This window comes from Shewanella sp. M-Br, from assembly GCF_036245925.1.
In the GTDB taxonomy this organism is placed as follows: Bacteria; Pseudomonadota; Gammaproteobacteria; order Enterobacterales; family Shewanellaceae; genus Shewanella; species Shewanella oncorhynchi.
Genome location: NZ_BJBV01000008.1, coordinates 117,904 through 135,113, shown reverse-complemented (window position 1 = coordinate 135,113; position 17,210 = coordinate 117,904). Strand labels below are relative to the sequence as shown.

The 17,210-nt window shown below is 45.3% G+C and carries 12 protein-coding genes and 1 pseudogene; 8 read left to right on the top strand and 5 right to left on the bottom strand.

Features of this window, described 5'->3' with window-relative positions; all coding sequences use genetic code 11:
- Nucleotides 1–25 precede the first annotated feature (25 nt).
- The 5 genes from mpl (at nt 26) to AAA952_RS08760 (ending at nt 4,528) form a co-directional block, all read left to right on the top strand.
- Entirely contained in the window at nt 26–1,420 is a 1,395-nt protein-coding gene (gene mpl / locus AAA952_RS08780) for a UDP-N-acetylmuramate:L-alanyl-gamma-D-glutamyl-meso-diaminopimelate ligase (RefSeq protein ID WP_338256163.1), read from the top strand.
- A 1-nt stretch (nt 1,421) separates the two neighbouring features.
- The gene (locus AAA952_RS08775; RefSeq protein ID WP_338256161.1) at nt 1,422–2,081 is read left to right on the top strand and encodes a flavin prenyltransferase UbiX; all 660 of its coding nucleotides are present in this window, start codon (nt 1,422–1,424) and stop codon (nt 2,079–2,081) included.
- A gap of 7 nt (nt 2,082–2,088) precedes the next feature.
- The gene (hpt, locus tag AAA952_RS08770) at nt 2,089–2,619 is read left to right on the top strand and encodes a hypoxanthine phosphoribosyltransferase (protein ID WP_338256159.1); all 531 of its coding nucleotides are present in this window, start codon (nt 2,089–2,091) and stop codon (nt 2,617–2,619) included.
- A 203-nt stretch (nt 2,620–2,822) separates the two neighbouring features.
- Nucleotides 2,823–3,761, top strand: a complete 939-nt coding sequence (locus tag AAA952_RS08765) for an ABC transporter ATP-binding protein (protein WP_113939775.1) — start codon at nt 2,823–2,825, stop codon at nt 3,759–3,761.
- On the top strand, nt 3,758–4,528 hold the full coding sequence (locus tag AAA952_RS08760; protein WP_338256155.1) for an ABC transporter permease: 771 nt from the start codon (nt 3,758–3,760) through the stop codon (nt 4,526–4,528). The genes AAA952_RS08765 and AAA952_RS08760 overlap by 4 nt, the downstream gene beginning before the upstream one ends.
- 68 nt (nt 4,529–4,596) lie before the next feature.
- Here AAA952_RS08760 and AAA952_RS08755 read toward each other — a convergent pair whose 3' ends face one another.
- The 3 genes from AAA952_RS08755 to rluA form a co-directional block, all read right to left on the bottom strand.
- Nucleotides 4,597–8,457: a S8 family serine peptidase gene (locus AAA952_RS08755; protein ID WP_113939931.1), complete on the bottom strand. Its 3,861-nt coding sequence runs from the start codon at nt 8,455–8,457 to the stop codon at nt 4,597–4,599.
- Nucleotides 8,458–8,665: 208 nt separating this feature from the next.
- Nucleotides 8,666–9,127: a transcriptional regulator AsnC gene (gene asnC / locus AAA952_RS08750; protein ID WP_006080290.1), complete on the bottom strand. Its 462-nt coding sequence runs from the start codon at nt 9,125–9,127 to the stop codon at nt 8,666–8,668.
- A gap of 95 nt (nt 9,128–9,222) precedes the next feature.
- Nucleotides 9,223–9,900 (bottom strand): bifunctional tRNA pseudouridine(32) synthase/23S rRNA pseudouridine(746) synthase RluA, encoded by a 678-nt coding sequence (gene rluA, locus AAA952_RS08745; RefSeq protein WP_028761728.1) that lies wholly within the window; start codon nt 9,898–9,900, stop codon nt 9,223–9,225.
- A gap of 203 nt (nt 9,901–10,103) precedes the next feature.
- Here rluA and AAA952_RS08740 point away from each other — a divergent pair.
- Nucleotides 10,104–12,020 (top strand): annotated as a pseudogene (locus AAA952_RS08740) (peptidase U32 family protein).
- Between the two features lie 198 nt (nt 12,021–12,218).
- Nucleotides 12,219–12,593, top strand: a complete 375-nt coding sequence (locus AAA952_RS08735; protein ID WP_105250128.1) for a PH domain-containing protein — start codon at nt 12,219–12,221, stop codon at nt 12,591–12,593.
- A gap of 159 nt (nt 12,594–12,752) precedes the next feature.
- On the opposite strand, the gene AAA952_RS08730 is transcribed toward AAA952_RS08735, so the two are convergent.
- Entirely contained in the window at nt 12,753–15,197 is a 2,445-nt protein-coding gene (locus AAA952_RS08730) for a toxin-antitoxin system YwqK family antitoxin (protein ID WP_338256146.1), read from the bottom strand.
- Between the two features lie 515 nt (nt 15,198–15,712).
- Between AAA952_RS08730 and AAA952_RS08725 the strand changes: the two genes are divergently transcribed.
- Entirely contained in the window at nt 15,713–15,955 is a 243-nt protein-coding gene (locus AAA952_RS08725) for a cupin domain-containing protein (protein WP_309247088.1), read from the top strand.
- Between the two features lie 19 nt (nt 15,956–15,974).
- Here AAA952_RS08725 and AAA952_RS08720 read toward each other — a convergent pair whose 3' ends face one another.
- Complete coding sequence (locus tag AAA952_RS08720) at nt 15,975–17,147, bottom strand: AAA family ATPase (RefSeq protein ID WP_173497297.1); 1,173 nt, start codon at nt 17,145–17,147, stop codon at nt 15,975–15,977.
- Nucleotides 17,148–17,210: the final 63 nt, after the last annotated feature.

Here is a 17,210-nt window from a genome sequence, read left to right as displayed (position 1 = left end):
AATTCAACACATCAGAGCGAGCGGTATGCACGTACATATTTTAGGAATTTGTGGAACCTTCATGGGTGGTCTAGCGTTATTGGCTAGGGCCAAAGGGCACAGAGTGACGGGCTCGGATGCCAATGTCTATCCTCCAATGAGCACGCAACTAGAGGACCAAGGCATTGAGCTTATTCAAGGTTTTGATCCTAGCCAGCTGGGTGAAGCTGGGCACTATCCTGACTTAGTTGTCATTGGTAATGCCATGAGCCGGGGTAATCCTTGTGTGGAAGCCGTGTTGAACATTGGCATCCCTTATACCTCTGGCCCGCAGTTTTTAGCCGATCATATTTTGCCAGAGCGTTGGGTGCTGGCAGTGTCTGGCACTCACGGTAAAACCTCGACATCTAGCATGTTAGCCTGGATTTTAGATGATTGTGGTTATGAGCCTGGGTTCCTAATCGGTGGCGTACCGCAAAACTTTGGTGTGTCGGCACGTTTAGGCAAGACCGCTTTCTTTGTCGTTGAGGCCGACGAATACGACAGTGCCTTCTTCGATAAACGTTCGAAATTCGTGCATTATCATCCACGTACCTTAGTGATCAACAATCTTGAGTTCGATCATGCCGATATTTTTGCCGATCTGGCTGCGATTCAAAAGCAGTTCAACCACTTAGTTCGCACCGTTCCTGGTGAAGGCAAGATCATTTGGCCCGCCGATTCCCATGCCGTTAAGCAAACGATTGATATGGGTTGTTGGAGTGAGCAAGAAACCTATCATTCAGCCGAATCGACCAGCGGTTGGTATGGCAAAGCGTTAAGTGATGATTGCCATCGCTTTGAAGTATTTTTTGATGGCGAGTCCCAAGGTATTCTCGAATGGGATTTGATTGGTCAACACAATATTGAAAACGCCATGATGGCCATTGCTGCCGCACGTCACGTGGGCGTTAAGCCGAGTGCTGCAATTGAAGCTTTAGCTAAGTTTATGCCACCTAAGCGTCGACTCGAATTACTCGGAACCGTTAACGGTGTGAGCGTATATGACGATTTTGCCCACCATCCGACGGCCATTGCGACCACATTAAAAGGCATGCGGGCTAAGGTTGGGCAGAGCAAGATTACTGTGGTACTCGAGCCGCGCTCAAATACCATGAAGAGCGGTGTCCATAAAGACACTTTAGCTTTTTCTATGATGCAAGCCGACGAAGCCTTTTTATATCAAGCCGATACCATCGACTGGAATATGAAAGAAGCTATGGAAGCGGCGGTGATCCCTGTGACTGTGTTACATCAAATTGATGATGTGGTCGCGAAAGTCGCAGCAACCGCCAAAGCAGGCGACACCATAGTGGTGATGAGTAACGGCGGTTTTGGTGGGTTACATAAGAAGCTGCTGGCCGCATTAGAACAGGCTTCAACTGTAGAGCAGGTTAGCTAAGATGGGCTACGCAAAGTCGACTAAGGCGATTAGTTTAGCTTGGACGGGCGCCTCGGGTGCTCCCTATGGGCTTAAGTTACTCGAGTGTCTGTTGGTATCGGGTTATCAAGTGTTTTTGATGATCTCCAGTGCCGCTCGAGTGGTATTGGCGACGGAACACGGCTTACAGTTAAGCGCCAACAGTGACAAAGCCCATGCCCAACTGTTGGCTTTGCTGCACGAAAAAGGCGTGATTATTGCTGGCGAGTTAGTGGTATTAGGCAAAGATGAGTGGTTTTCGCCGCCAGCATCGGGTAGCGCTGCACCTAAACAAATGGTGATTTGTCCTTGCTCAACGGGGACATTAGCGGCAGTTGCTACCGGAATGAGTAATAATTTACTCGAACGCGCCGCTGATGTGGTGATTAAAGAGCGTGGCCAACTTATCCTAGTACCTAGGGAAACTCCTTTTAGTGCCATACACTTAGAGCATATGTTAAGCCTTTCTCGCCTCGGCGCGACCATTATGCCCGCTGCACCCGGCTTTTATCACAATCCCAAATCGGTAGAAGATCTGGTAGACTTCATGGTCGCTCGAATTCTCGATCATTTGGGCGTTGACCATGCATTAACGAGTCGCTGGGGTTATGACAAACAGTCTAACCGCGACCTCGACAATTGAGACTTATATGAAACACACCACCGAAGTGATGATCTCTGCAGAAGAGATAAGCCAGAAATTGGATCAAATGGCAGAGCTAATCAATGCCCATTATGCCCACAGCGAACGTCTGCTGATGGTAGGCTTGTTAAAAGGCTCAGTGGTCTTTATGGCTGACCTGTGTCGCCGCATTAAAGGCCATGTTGAAATCGATTTTATGTCGGTTTCCAGTTATGGCAATGCTATGACCAGCTCACGGGATGTGAAAGTGCTGAAAGATGTGCAATCAGATATCGCCGGTCGCGATGTATTGATTGTGGAAGACTTGATTGACTCAGGTAATACGTTAAGCAAAGTGCGCGAGATGTTGTTACTGCGGGAGCCTAAGAGTCTTGCACTGTGCACCCTGTTGGATAAACCTGAGCGTCGAGAAGTGGATGTGAAGGTCGATTTTATCGGTTTTACTATCCCTGATGAGTTTATCGTAGGTTATGGTATTGATTATGCCGAGCAGTATCGCAATCTACCTTATATCGCCAAAGTCGTATCACTCGATTAAGTGTCCGATACAGTTTAAAACTCCCGCAACAGGCGGGAGTTTTGCTTTTTGCGGCAATATAAAAAGTATTAATGATTGAATCATTAAAGATTTTCTTTTCAATCAATTAGCTAATTTTTTGCTTTAGTTCTGCAACCTATCATTGTAATTGTGTTTTTTAGCACCATCTTATTACTTTCTAATGTGTAAGGATCGGTACAAATATGGCGAATATTACCCATGCTCTGGTACTCGAAGGGCTTAAAAAAACCTATAAAGGCGGCGTCGAAGCGGTTAAAGGCATCAGCCTCACCGTCAATCAAGGGGATTTCTTTGCCTTGCTCGGCCCCAATGGTGCGGGTAAATCCACCACGATTGGTATTATTAGCTCCTTAGTGCAGAAGAGTTCAGGTACGGTCAAAGTCTTTGATTATGATATCGATAAGCAGCTAGAACACGCCAAACTCTGCATTGGTTTAGTGCCACAAGAGTTTAACTTCAACCAGTTTGAAACCGTGCTGCAAATTGTGGTGAATCAAGCGGGTTACTATGGTGTGCCAAAACCTATCGCCCTTGAGCGTGCCCAAAAATACTTAAGCCAACTGGATCTGTGGGAAAAGCGCAATAGCCCTTCGCGGGAATTATCCGGCGGGATGAAGCGACGGTTAATGATTGCGCGCGCTCTGATGCACGAACCTAAATTATTGATTTTAGATGAACCTACCGCAGGTGTGGATATTGAACTGCGCCGCTCTATGTGGGAGTTTCTTAAACAAATAAACCAGCAGGGCGTGACGATCATCCTGACCACTCATTACCTTGAAGAAGCGGAAATGCTTTGCCGTAATATCGGCATTATCGATAAAGGTATTTTAGTGGAATGCACTAGCATGAAGGCGTTGCTGAGTAAGCTGAATATGGAGACTTTTATTCTCGATCTTCGTCGCGATACTGGAACGGCCCCCGTGCTCGATGGCATGGCTTGTCGCTTAACCGACTCTCATACCTTAGAGGTGGATGTAGCGAAAGAGCATAATCTTAACGATGTCTTTAGCCAATTGAGCGCAGCCAATATTGAAGTGCTATCGATGCGTAACAAGTCTAATCGGTTAGAAGAACTCTTCGTTGAACTCGTGAAGAAAACTCAAGGAGCCTCCGCATGAATCAGCTCTACTTTATTGCCTTTAAAAGTATTTTAAGTAAAGAGATCAATCGTTTTACGCGAATTTGGATCCAGACTTTAGTGCCGCCTGCGATTACCATGACTTTGTATTTTTTGATTTTTGGTAACTTAGTCGGCAGCCGAATTGGAGAGATGGGCGGCGTATCTTATATGGAGTTTATCGCCCCAGGTTTGATCATGATGTCGGTGATCACTAACTCTTACTCGAACGTGGCGAGCTCATTTTACAGTGCCAAGTTTCAACGCAATTTAGAAGAGCTGATGGTGGCTCCTGTGCCCCATTATGTGTTGATTGCTGGCTATGTTGGTGGCGGCGTGGCGCGCGGTTTGTGTGTCGGCCTAATAGTGACGCTTGTGGCCATGTTCTTCGTCGACATTAGCTTGCATCATGCCGGTTTAGTGGTAATGACAGTGTTTTTAACCTCAGTGTTATTTTCACTGGGTGGATTAATCAACGCTGTTTTTGCAAAGAGTTTTGATGATATCAGTATCATCCCTACCTTTGTGCTCACCCCATTAACCTACCTTGGCGGTGTATTTTACTCCCTGTCACTCTTGCCCCCTTTCTGGCAAGGTGTGTCGGCACTCAATCCTGTGGTCTATATGATCAACGTGTTCCGCTATGGCTTTTTAGGCTTCGCCGACATCAGCGTGTCATTGTCCATCGCCATTATGATCGGTTTCTGTGTCACACTTTGGACCTTAGCGTATTACTTAGTCTCGCGCGGAATCGGCCTGCGTTCCTAGACATATTTCTTTAGAGCGTAATAGAAAAAGGGAGCCATTAAGGCTCCCTTTTTAGTGTCAACAACTCGTTACTTCATACGACGACGCATTGCCGCCAGTGGTAACAATAAGGCGGTTAGCCAACCTAGAGCACCGCCACCTGAACTATCAGGTTTACTTTTAACTGTTAGTACTAGTTCTCCTGGATTACTTTGGAGCTTTCCGTCATTCGCTATTACGGTAAACGTGTAAGTTCCTGCTTCAGATGGAGTAACAGTTATGTTTTCGTTTGTTGGAGTAAAGTCTAAGGTCTTTCCTCCTGTTTGAGCCCAAACATAACTTAAAACATCTCCATCAACGTCTAACGGATTGGGTTTTAGTGTGATTGCATTTCCTGCAACACCGCTTTGAGGCTGTGGTGCAACAACTGGAGCATCATTCACATTTTTTACGTCGATCGTTACGGTGGTAGCTTCGCCAGTATTGCCATCTTCGTCTGCAGATGTATAGCTAAGCATATCTGAACCGAAATAATCTTTCGCTGGAGTGTAATCAATTCCACCTGCGGAATTGATTGAAGCAGTGCCGTGTGAAGGTGCTTGTACAATAGCTAAGCTGCCTAATACACCTTTTGGCATGATATCAATAATGCGTTGGGCGTTTGCCGTAATGCCATCACCTGTAATTGATACTCGAGCAACTTTCATATCTGGTTTGGTATCATTTTGTAAGACATCAATTGAGACTAAAGCTTCTTCGTTGGTTTCAATTACATCGGCTTGTCCAACATTGAGAGTTGTTGCTTTAACATCGTAGTTAATAGTGACATTTCCTGCTGTTGTATTTTTTAAGGTTAGTGCATCACCAGTTGCAATGCTGCCACCTGTACCATTAAAGTTATAAGTCGTCCCAATAGTACCGCCTACGTTCTCAGCACCAATAGTGACGTTTGCAGGTATATTTGGAATATTGATATAGTTAAAGACAACCTCTTCAGTATCACCTGTCCTAATCCAAATACTAAATGTATAAGCGTTACCTGATGTATCGCCATAGAGTTTGCCCTTATTCCACTCTAAAGCTAACCATTTCACCCCAGCGCCATCAGTGAATACACCAACGGCTAAATCACCACCACCAGTATCGCCGACAGACTTATCTGATAAGTCGAAATCAGACCAGAATGGAGCAAGGATATTATTTGGGTTACCACTATCTGGTAATTGTTTATTTGCAAAAGTACCACTTGCACTTCCGCCGCCAACAATCGCTAATCCATTGTCTGAGATTGTTATTTTGCTGTAGCTCACACCGTTGTATTTAAAGCTTGGAACTGTAAAAGTAAAGGCTTGTTCATCACAGCCTTCAGGGCAAGTAACGGGGACAACACCTAAGCCAACGATACTTGGAAATCTTTGAGCACCTTTTGTTGTTGCCATTTTAGGTAAATCTAGTTGGCCTACCCATGTGACAACCCCTAAATCTTCATTTACCTGCAATCCATTTTGTGTTGCACCTGCTAAAGTGACTTTTACATCATCTTTTGAGGTTAGTTTAGTACCTTTAGGCGCTTGCGCTGTTACTGTGACTGTATTTGCAAATACATTATTGTTCACAGTTGCAACCAATGGGATCACATCACTCGCAGTAATATCTGTTTTGGTTGTAAGTGTAGAAATTAAGGATGCATTACTTGATTCTTTAGCTAAAACAGCTAGAGGTAAATGAGCATTTTGTAACCCTTCCGTGCTGTTGATTAATATGTTTCCGAAGATCCACTCGCCATATTCAGCGAAAGTTGAGTCAACGGTTACAGTAAACGTGGCAGAGGCTCCTGCGGCAAGTTCTAAGGTAGAGGGGGATACTGTGATGCCTGTGCTATCTGATGAAGTTGATAAGCTCCAAGATGTCGTTGCATCGCTTTTGTTATAGACAGTACGAGTGAAGGTGCATGGACCAACGCAAGAGTCTGAAGCAATTGAAGGTTTGTCAAAGGTTAATACTGCCTTGGCTGCAGCATCTAAATCCATGCGACCTGCACCCATGTCAAATGGAGTTGCTGGGGTTGTTGCATCATCATCGAGAATGTCTTCATATTTAGCCGTAGAAGTGAGAGCCGTTTTTATATCATTTGCGCTCCACTCTGGGTGCAGTTGGCTCATAAGAGCTGCTGCACCTGCAACATGAGGGCTTGCCATACTGGTGCCAGAGATCATATTAAAGTCTTCACCACCATCATCAGGAGAAAAAGCTGACAGAATGTTGGTACCAGGTGCTGCGATATCCGGTTTAAGAATATTTTGGTTGCCATCAGGACCGCGTGAACTGGTGCTATTTAGATTATCAGCAAGTTCAGTAACCATGATGCGTTTAGTTTTTGCAACTATAGTACCAGTTGTTGCAGTATCTCCCATTGCTTCGATTACAGCTAAACCTGCATCTTTCGTAATCATAACTGCAGGGAATGGTTCGCCAGGCATAGACATAGTCGTCGGCGCACCTGCCGCATTGTTATAAACTACAAGGGCTTTAGCGCCTGCAGCTTTTGCGTTTGTTGCTTTCAATGAAAAGTTACATGTTCCGCGAGAAATCAATGCAATGCCATCTTTGAACGAATCAGCAGCAAAGGCATCACAACCATTGGCATTTTCAGCATCTAAATTAACGGCCGCAATCACTGGAGCGGTAATATCTTCTGAGAGCACTGCATCAGAACTTGGGATAGCAAGTAAATCATCACCACCGGTATTAAAGCTATTAGCGAAAAAACGCCCTGTTGTAGTGTTAGCAACAGTTATTCCTGATTCAATACAAGCAGGGCAGCCGATAGTTTGAGGACCATTACCATCGTTACCGGCAGCGCTAACTACAACAACACCCGCAGCTTCTGCAGCTTCAAACATGGTTTTGTATGGGCTGCTAGCTGGATCACTACCAGCACTCCCCCCCCATGAGTTGTTGATTACATCTGCGCCATCATTAACAGCATGTTCTAAGGCTTCCATTAACATGATGTTTGAACCACTACCACCAGTACAGTCAGCTTTACTATAAAGAGCTTTATAAACCATTAAGTATGCAGCTGGAGCAACGCCTGATAACTCAACAGGGATTTCTTTGAAGGTTGTTGATACTTTATTACCAACGGCGGTTCCTGCTACGTGAGTACCATGGCCACCAAAACCGAGTGGGCTCATGTATTCATCAGCGCAAACAGGGAATGTAGGTTGTGACCAACGCGCAACGATTAGTTTGTTATTACAGAAAGATGCATCAACAGTCGAGCAATAGTCATCCGATGGTAAATTTCCACTTGGTGCGGTAAAGCCTGCGTCAGTAAACATGGGGTTTTCAGGACGAATGCCACCATCAATGATTGCGACTTTAATTCCTTTACCTGCATTTTCCATCCCAGAAACTGCTTCCCACATTGCTTGGGAATTAATAACTTGGTGAGAAGCATCCATGTTTATTTCATACATGGTTTCTGGATAGACTGATTTAACACCTGGCATTTGAGCCAGTTTTTCAGCGGTTAATCCTTGGCCAACAACAGTGACACCATTAAATAATGTTTGAAAATGGCGTTCTATTTTTGCATTAGGTACTGTTTTAGCTAGAGCAGAAGAAAAATTGTTCTGCTCTTTTGTAAGATGATTGGTGTAGCTTTTTACTTCAGCTGACTGTACGTTGATTTTTTGACCTTTTTTTGCTGAAGCTGTTGCAGCAAACGAGCCAATACCACCTTGGTATTTAGCGAGTGCAGGAGATTCCATTTCAACAATAAAACGTTGTGGTGCACCTAAATTTGTTGTTGCCACTTTAGGTTTGCTAAATTTATCGTGAGATGTGATCTCGGGTGAGTAAGGTTTAAATGTAAATTCACTGTTAGCAATAGCTGCGCTTGAGAGTAGTGCAGCAGAGATAGCGATCGATAGTTTTGTCTTCACAACTTCTTCCTTGTCAATTAATGCTTTCAGCACTTTACTAAATGTGCTTGTAGCTGAATTGTTATAGTTTATGCTGCGCTCTTTGGCGGCAGCAATGAAGTTGTAACACAAATATATCGTATGGTTAACACTTTTGCGATAAAAAAGATGTTAATCACACTTTGCGGTTTGTTATGTTGTTTGCAGGTAGTTTGCTGTTTTTTTCTGTTTAAGGCTTAACCGCTCTGACGATTGGGTTTTGTAGGCTGATCAAGGTTTCTGTTGATTGGATTTCATCGATAGATTGGATGCGATTGATGAGCACGTGTTGCAAGCCGTCGATGGATTGGCACATGACCTTTACGAAAATGCTGTAGTTGCCTGTGGTGTAATAGGCTTCAACGACTTCTTCGAGAGCGTTGAGTTTGGCGATAGCGGCGGGGTAATCGCCAGCACTTTTAAGGTTGATACCGATAAAACAGCAAACGTCATAGCCTAGGGCTTTAGGGTTTACCGTGATTTGCGCACCTGTAATGATCCCCGCTTGCTTCATTTTTTCTACCCGAACATGGATAGTGCCGGCGCTAACGCTAAAGCGTTTAGCGAGTTCGGCAAAGGGTGTGCGGGCATCCTGCATTAGGGCTTCGAGGATATGATTATCGAGTTGATCGCGCTGAAATGCGGTATCCATAAATAAACTCTCTATAACGTAGTGAATTGTCATAAAGTTACGTTTTTTTATGGGGAATTGCTACCAATTTTGCCCGTATTATTTGATTTTAGTGATCATTGTTCGCCCAAAGGCTCACAAAAAGGCACTTCTGCGCTAAAAGTCATGCTGACACCCGAGTAGGGATGTTTGATGGTGAGCTCTGCTGCATGCAGCAATAGTCGAGGCGCTAAGGATTTTGCCAGTGAGTCGGCATAAAAACCATCACCTAAGATCGGATGTCCTAGCGCCATCATATGCACCCGTAATTGGTGTGAGCGGCCTGTGATTGGCATCAGTTTAACCAGCGTTGAGCGTTTGGCGCGGCTCATTACTTGGTAGTGAGTCAAAGACGGTTTGCCAACAAGATGATCGACTTTCTGTTTAGGGCGATTTGGCCAGTCGCAGATCAGTGGATAATCAACGCTGCCAGTGTCATTTTTGACATGGCCTGCGACCCTTGCATAATAGGTCTTGCTGGTTTCTCTATCGTGGAACTGACGTTTTAATTCCCGCTCGGCGCTACGAATAAGGGCGACAACTATCACACCAGAGGTCGCCATATCGAGGCGATGGACGATTTGGCAATGTGGATGCTCTGCTTTTACCCGGGCATAGACACTGTCGTAATGGGCGGGGTCGCGACCGGGCACAGACAACAATCCTGAAGGTTTGTTGATGACGATAATGTCTTTATCTTGATAAAGAATATCGAGCCAAGGAGTGGTCGGTGGTTGGTAAATAAAATCAGTCATAAATAGTGCCTATTCGTCAATGCGGGGCAAAGATACTCTGCTCGGCTTGAGGGTGCAAGTGTGAGGCCCAAAGATCGGCTGTGCCATTATCCTCGCTGACAAAAGTAAAGCGGATTAGTTGATGATTTGCTGATAGAGCTGTATTTGAGTTTTTGTTATACTCCCGTCCTTTTCGTTAACGATCATTTTGAGTCTGTGAAGCCATGAGCCAGCCAGAGATATACACTCCCGAGAATCTTTCTCACGTCCATAACCGTCTTGAGTTATTGGCGCCTGCAAAAAATGCTGACTACGGTATCGAAGCCATACGCCATGGTGCCGATGCGGTATACATAGGTGGTCCTGCATTTGGTGCGCGGGCAACGGCGGGTAACAGTGTTGAAGATATCGCGCGCCTGTGTACTTATGCTCATCAATACCATGCTCAGGTATTCGTCGCCCTCAATACCATTTTGATGGATAACGAACTGGCCGACGCCGAAAAACTCATTTGGCAATTGTACGAAGCGGGTGCTGACGCGCTGATTGTGCAGGACATGGGTGTATTGCAGCTCAATTTGCCGCCGATTGCCCTGCATGCCAGTACCCAAATGGATAACCGCAGCCCAGAAAAAGTGTCGTTCTTAGAGCAAGTTGGTTTTTCTCAGGTGGTGCTCGCCCGTGAATTAGGCTTAAGCCAAATCCGTGATGTCGCCGCGCATACTAATATGCAGCTCGAATTCTTTATCCACGGTGCTTTGTGCGTGGCTTACAGTGGTTTGTGTAATTTGAGCCATTCCTTTAGTAACCGCAGTGCTAACCGCGGTGAATGCTCGCAAATGTGCCGTCTGCCGGGCAATCTTAAAACCCGTCAAGGCGATGTGTTAGCGCAGAACGAACATTTATTGTCTTTAAAAGACAATAACCAAACCGAAAACCTTGAAGCGCTCATCGATGCGGGCATTCGCTCGTTTAAGATTGAAGGTCGCTTAAAAGATTTAAGTTACGTTAAAAACGTCACCGCGCATTATCGCCAAAAGCTGGATGCGATTATGGCGCGTCGCCCTGAGTTTAAGGCTTCGTCCCACGGCCGCTGTGAACATTCTTTTATCCCCGATCCAGAAAAGACCTTTAACCGTGGCAGCACAGATTACTTTGTTAACGAACGTAGCCAAGGAATTAAAGATTTCCGCTCGCCCAAATACATAGGCGAAGAAGTCGGTAAAGTGGTCAGCATAGGTAAAGACTTTATCCAAGTGAGCTCTAGCCATGAGTTTAATAACGGCGATGGCTTAGCGTTTTTCCCCGCGAATTTTGCCATGGCAAAGCAGTCCGATGACAAGCTGCAAGGCCTGCGGGTTAACCGTGCCGAAGGGTTAAAACTGCATATATTGCAGGTGCCAAAGGATTTAAAAGTCGGCATGACTTTGTACCGTAACCATAACCAAGCCTTCGAAGCCCTGTTATCTAAAGAATCTTCTAAACGGATTATCGGCGTCGATTTACGGTTGAGCGACACCCAAGAAGGACTCGCACTGACATTGACGGATATCTATGGCCTAAGCGCCACAGTCAATTTAACGGTCGAGAAGACGCCTGCGACTGATGTCGATAAGACCTTACAAAATACCCGTACTCAGCTGGGTAAGCTCGGCAGTACCGACTTTGTTGCTCGTAGCATTAGTATCGATACGGCCCAAGCTTGGTTCTTGCCTGCGTCTGTGCTCAATGGTCTGCGCCGTGATGGTGTGGCCGCTCTAGAGGCTGCTCGTGTGCAAGGCTACGTGCGTCCACTGCCGTGGAAACATAATTAAGATGCAGTCTATCCCGTCAAGCATTTGAGTTACTTAGGCAACGTTGCCAACGAAAAGGCCAAGGATTTTTATCAACGCCACGGCGTGATTGAAATTCAAGATACCTATGAGAAAAATGGCGTTACCGAAGATGTGCCATTAATGATCACTAAGCATTGCCTACGCTTTAACTTCAATCTGTGTCCGAAGGAAGTGCCGGGGATCAAGGCCGATCCTATGGTGCTTGAAATCGGCAATGATGTGCTCAAGTTGGTATTCGACTGCCCTAAATGCGAAATGATGGTGGTCGGCGAAAACCGTCAAGTGCGAGGCCAGAAGCACCTTTAATATTTGTTATTAGGAGCATTGCAGAGTGTAATGCTCCTCACACCCATTCAGCCTGCATCCGCGCGCTTAATTTGCCTACCTATATCTATGTTGCCCTCACCATAGCTACTCCCATATTTTCATCAAAGCCCAATATTGCACATTCGGTAATGAGCAGATATCTTATTGAAAATAATATCAATAATAAGGGATGTTAAAATGGGATTGTTAGACGGTTTACTCGGTAATGCTGCTGAGGTTGATTTACAGGAATTAGCCGAGGAATTAAGGCCTATCATGGGCATTCAAGAAGAATTAAAACTCGCCTACAAAGTGATCCGTGATTTGTTTATTTTCACCAATAAACGCCTGATCTTAATTGATAAGCAGGGACTTACAGGCAAGAAGGTTACTTACCATTCAATACCTTATAAATCTATTACCCATTTTGAAGTGGAAACGACAGGGCATTTTGATATGGATGCAGAGCTTAAAATTTGGATCTCAGGCCAGAGTGAACCTTTAGTCAAAGAACTCAAGCGTGGCACGGATGTCGTGGGTATTCAAAAGACTATTGCCACTTTTGCACTTTAGTTTTTTTGCACTTTAGTTTTAGTGCTGCGACTTAGATTCATTTAGTGCTATCAAGCTTGGAATTGTTATCGCAAGCTGACGGTTAATGTGAGTAAGGTAAGCCAAGTTTTATCAGGGCTTACCTATCCTCGCTATCGAGTGTGATTCAAATCTGCTTGATTAATTTAACACTATCCTACTTGCGCTAGTGGAGTGCTCTATCGGTTCGCCGGCCATAGTATAGGTTTCGGAAAGCTTGAGTTTGCCTTGCTCATCGTATTGATTGTGGATGCCGACCCAGAATTGCTCTTCTCCTTGGATCTGTAAATTACCTTCTTCGGCAATGTGGCTATTGGGATGATAGCGCTTCATTGAATAAAGCTTACTTTCGTCGTCAAATTTTAAGTGGTAAGACAATATCGGCTCTTTGGCGTCAACATCCGCTGCGGCTTGTGTTTGTGCTTGTTTCGCTGTGGCATCGCCATTGAGTCTGTGATACTTGTTGCGGGACAAATATGCGCTATTGCTACTATGGCTAGCACTGTGTTCACTGTTGTCTGAACGCTGGTTTAGCCCGTCATTTTCCCAATCAGCACGATCATAATCAAAGTCATCACCCTCGTCTTCGCTTTCATCATAGTCACTGATGTCGCAATTATCATAGCCATAATTACGGGGCTCTGCGTTATCCCATTCTGCTTCGTCATCTTCTTGAGTCGATAGAGGCTGATTAGCATCAAAGTAGTGACGGCTTTCTATAAGCTGGCCTTGTTCATCTAGCCAGACTTCGCGATACACTTGTCCTTGGGGCGTAAACCGTTGCCAATGGCCGACATCGAGGTAACGGCCATCGATAATTTGAATTGTGCCAGTTTCTAGAATTAAACCTTGAGGGGACAAGGATTTAGAGCTAAATAAATCCCCTTGAGTTCGTGTGAGCAACCAGCGAATGGCACCATCTTCATAGTATTCGATGCGAGTATCGGCAATACCTTCTTGATAGTATTCCCTTTGATTATTCTCAAGATGATAGCCACAGCGGGTATTTGAGTGACTTTGATAGGATTCGAGGACCCCTTTTTTGTTATAAAAACTGGATTCTCTGAGGTAGCCTTGGCCATCACGAACTTCATATTCAGAAATTGTACGTATCGTGCCATCTTCATAAAACCAGCGAGCAGTGCCATCACGGTTGCCCTGTGTGTGCGGTAGGTACATCTGAATTTGCTGGTTTTCGTGGTATTCAATAAAAGGGGCTACCGAGAGGTTATTTTTATATTGGCCTTCGGCCGAAAGCACGCCACTTTTATAATAGCTTCTAAATAGACCTTCCCTGAGTCCCTTTTCAAGATAGATCTCAAGGGCGAGTTGACCATTGTCATGATACCAAAGGGCCATGCCTTGTTCTTTACCATCCTCAAAATAGATTTTTTCTTCAATTTGACCATTGGGATACCATTTTGCATGTTCGCCATGTAATTGGCCTTCGGTATTGAAGGGTTCACGCCATGCAGGCTTACCTGAGTCGTAAAATTCTTCAATGACTTTGCCCGTCACATCGTTAAACACTTTTTGTTTAATCGCTCCATTGGGATGATACCAAACGGCTTCATATTCATAGCCTTGGTTGTAATATCTTTCAGCTTCTAGTGAACCATCAGGGTAATATTGTTTTTCAATTCCGTGGATAACATCTTGCACTAAGGGCCGGATCAGCTGTATTTGTCCAGATTCATAGTAGCGAGTTAACGTATTGATATAATAGCCATTGCCATCTTGTTCGGCGGTTTCTTTAAGCTGACCATTGCCATAAAAGTATTGAATAAATTGACCTTGGGGATGGCGATCTTCTATTTGGTTGATCTTGCCATCATGGTCATACCACGTTTGTGTTCCAAGTTGCTGATCATTAATAAAGTTGCCTTCAAATAACAGGGTACCTAGGGCATTGAATTGGCGGGTCACGCCATTACGTTCGCCAAAATAGTTTGAATCGACGGCTTGGGTAAGCCCTGGGCTTTGGGTGATGATTCTAAGTATACCCGCACCATCTTCAGTATTGAGTTGGTGAAAAGTGCGGTGCAGTTGGCCTGTTAGGCTGGCGTAATCTTGAATATCGCCTTGCACTATATTGTCTGCATCTAGGGTAAAGTGGCTTATCAATAATGCATCGAGATTGTTAAGCTCAACTTGCCACAACGCCTTTATTTGGCAGTTCTTTTTGGGGGTGATACTGCACACTTTTACCTTGTCGAGCCAAAAGTGCTGCTCGGGGAAAGGGAATTGATTGCTGATTTCGAGGCGGTCGAATTCGGTATGGTGGAAGTCGCAGCATTCATTGGCGTTTTCCCAGCCTAAGAGTTCTATGACTTGGGGCGTATCGTAGTGATAGAGAGTTAAGCCGTGGTCGGCATTTTCTTCGCAAGAAGCTGCGTCTGCCTTTGTCGCATGGATTTTTAAGCTGAAATGACGCTGGAATAGCGGCGCAGCGACTGACGGCTCCTGCGTTAAATCTTGTTCTTGGCTGAGTGTTTGTGATTCAGTTTGAAGATGAATGTCTTTTGGATCGCGGCTAGTTTGGTTTGAGGGAAATAACTTGGCTTTGAGTGCGCGAAACAACGACATTGGGGGAAATCTCCATATCCATATGTAAAACGATAGGCTTATCTGAGGGATACTCATGGCAACTGAGTATTTCTGTGCGCATATCATAGCGGTTTATGGATTCGTTTCTCAATGCTTGATTGCTCAAAATACCGTTTAATCAGAGTGGCACATTAATAAAAGCAGAGGAATAAAGACAAAATGCTTGATAACTTTTTTGCAAAATTACCCACAGATTTATCGGCCGAAGTGTTTGAAAAACTGGCGGCAATAACACTGTGACCATTGAGCGCATCGTTTCCAATGGGCAATATACCCAAGCTACCTGAAGATACGAGTTTCAGAGCGCTTAGGGTGCTTCAATTCAAGGCGCATCAATGACAGAATGTCGGTCACCTTCTGAATTGATGCAACACGGAAGTGGAGTGCCCTAAGCGCTCCGTCCCGGCGGGTTTTAACGCACTTTATGCCGTGTTGGCTATTTTTAACTTAGTCCACTAGGTCTGCAAATAGCCGCCTTGCCTAAAGTGCGTTAAATTCCCGCTGAATCCTGCATCTTCAGGTGGTTTGGGTATCTACCCGAAGGTCAATGGTACGATCAAACTCAGCATGAATGGGTGATGCTGCTCAAAGGCGAGGCGACGCTTGAATTTGAACAAGGTGAACCCGTTACGCTAACTCCTGGTGATTACTTAACGATTCCGCCCCATCAAAAACATCGAGTCGCTTCGACTTCTATAAGTTCAGAAACCCTATGGCTTGCGGTATTTTACGATTGATTAAGGCTAAGGCTACAGGTTAACGATTCTGCCATAGCCAACTGGGTGTATTGAGTAAGTCTTGGCCTTGGATCTGCGTTTGGCCTAAGGTTTTGTCTAAGGCCAAGGTATTGCAGTGTTCAAATTGGCTTAAGGCATTAATAAGCCGATTAGCATGGGAAACCACCCACAACTGGCACTCTTCCGATACCTTAGCGATTAAGCGTGCAAGCGCAGGTAATAAGTCGGGATGTAGGCTAGTTTCTGGCTCATTTAACACCATAAGCTCTGGCGGTCTTGGGGTGAGTAGGGCGGCGATTAACAGCAAATAGCGCAGGGTGCCATCCGACAATTCACTGGCATTGAGTGGCCTTAATAAACCATGCTGATGAAATGCGAGCACTAAAATGCCGCCCTCTTGAGGTTCAATGCGAACCTCAGCACCGGGAAACGCATCGCTGACCGCATGGTCAAAAGCCGTTTTATCACCTATCTCAAAAATGGTTTGAATTGCTGATGCAAGGTCGCGCCCATCGTGGTGCAATACTGGCGTGGCTGTACCTAATTGTGGACGACGGGCTGGCGCTTCTGCATCGGTTCTGAAGTGATCGTAAAAGCGCCATGCGCGGATACTATCGCGAAGTTTTAGCACTTCAGGGCTGCGCTCTGGATCGGCAAGTTCGGTAAAAATACTATCGCCGCTTTGCAGGTGTGCGCCTAAGGTTATCCAGCCTTGTCCGTCAGCACTGCGACTCTTTACCATAGGACCACGGCGCTCAACCAATACAGTTGAGGGTCGATACTTAGGTCCGTTCCAAATGGCTTCGCGCTTGATTTGTGGATCTAAGCCAAACAGCGTGGTGGCGTCGGGTTTAGGTAAACCGAGTTCAATAAGATAGCTAAAGTCCTCGCCAGCAAAGCCGAGCTTTAAGCGTTTTGGCGCTTGCCTGACGGTGGCTTCAATGGCGGTGTCGCCCGCTAGCATACTTTTGGTGGGGTTTTCTGGTCCCGCCCAAAAGCTGGAGTCGAGTCCGCCTTCTTGGGCTAAAGCATTGACAACGCCGCCTTGCGCCGTTTGTGCGAGTAAACGTAGTGCCTTGTATAGATTCGATTTACCACTGCCATTCGCCCCAGTGATCAAATTGAGTTGCCCTAGGGGTAAGACGATTTCACGCAGAGAGCGATAATTGAAAATAGCAAGTGTGGTCAGCATAGAATATCCAAGACTGAAACAAGCTGATAAGCCAGTAAATTTTTCGACAACGTAAATCAAATA

Bases quoted from the DNA above. Each gene is read 5' to 3' on its own strand.
- mpl (WP_338256163.1), top strand. From the start codon at position 26: ATGCACGTACATATTTTAGGAATTTGTGGAACCTTCATGGGTGGTCTA.
- AAA952_RS08775 (WP_338256161.1), top strand. From the start codon at position 1,422: ATGGGCTACGCAAAGTCGACTAAGGCGATTAGTTTAGCTTGGACGGGC.
- hpt (WP_338256159.1), top strand. From the start codon at position 2,089: ATGAAACACACCACCGAAGTGATGATCTCTGCAGAAGAGATAAGCCAG.
- AAA952_RS08765 (WP_113939775.1), top strand. From the start codon at position 2,823: ATGGCGAATATTACCCATGCTCTGGTACTCGAAGGGCTTAAAAAAACC.
- AAA952_RS08760 (WP_338256155.1), top strand. From the start codon at position 3,758: ATGAATCAGCTCTACTTTATTGCCTTTAAAAGTATTTTAAGTAAAGAG.
- asnC (WP_006080290.1), bottom strand. From the start codon at position 9,127: ATGGATACCGCATTTCAGCGCGATCAACTCGATAATCATATCCTCGAA.
- rluA (WP_028761728.1), bottom strand. From the start codon at position 9,900: ATGACTGATTTTATTTACCAACCACCGACCACTCCTTGGCTCGATATT.
- AAA952_RS08735 (WP_105250128.1), top strand. From the start codon at position 12,219: ATGGGATTGTTAGACGGTTTACTCGGTAATGCTGCTGAGGTTGATTTA.
- AAA952_RS08730 (WP_338256146.1), bottom strand. From the start codon at position 15,197: ATGTCGTTGTTTCGCGCACTCAAAGCCAAGTTATTTCCCTCAAACCAA.
- AAA952_RS08720 (WP_173497297.1), bottom strand. From the start codon at position 17,147: ATGCTGACCACACTTGCTATTTTCAATTATCGCTCTCTGCGTGAAATC.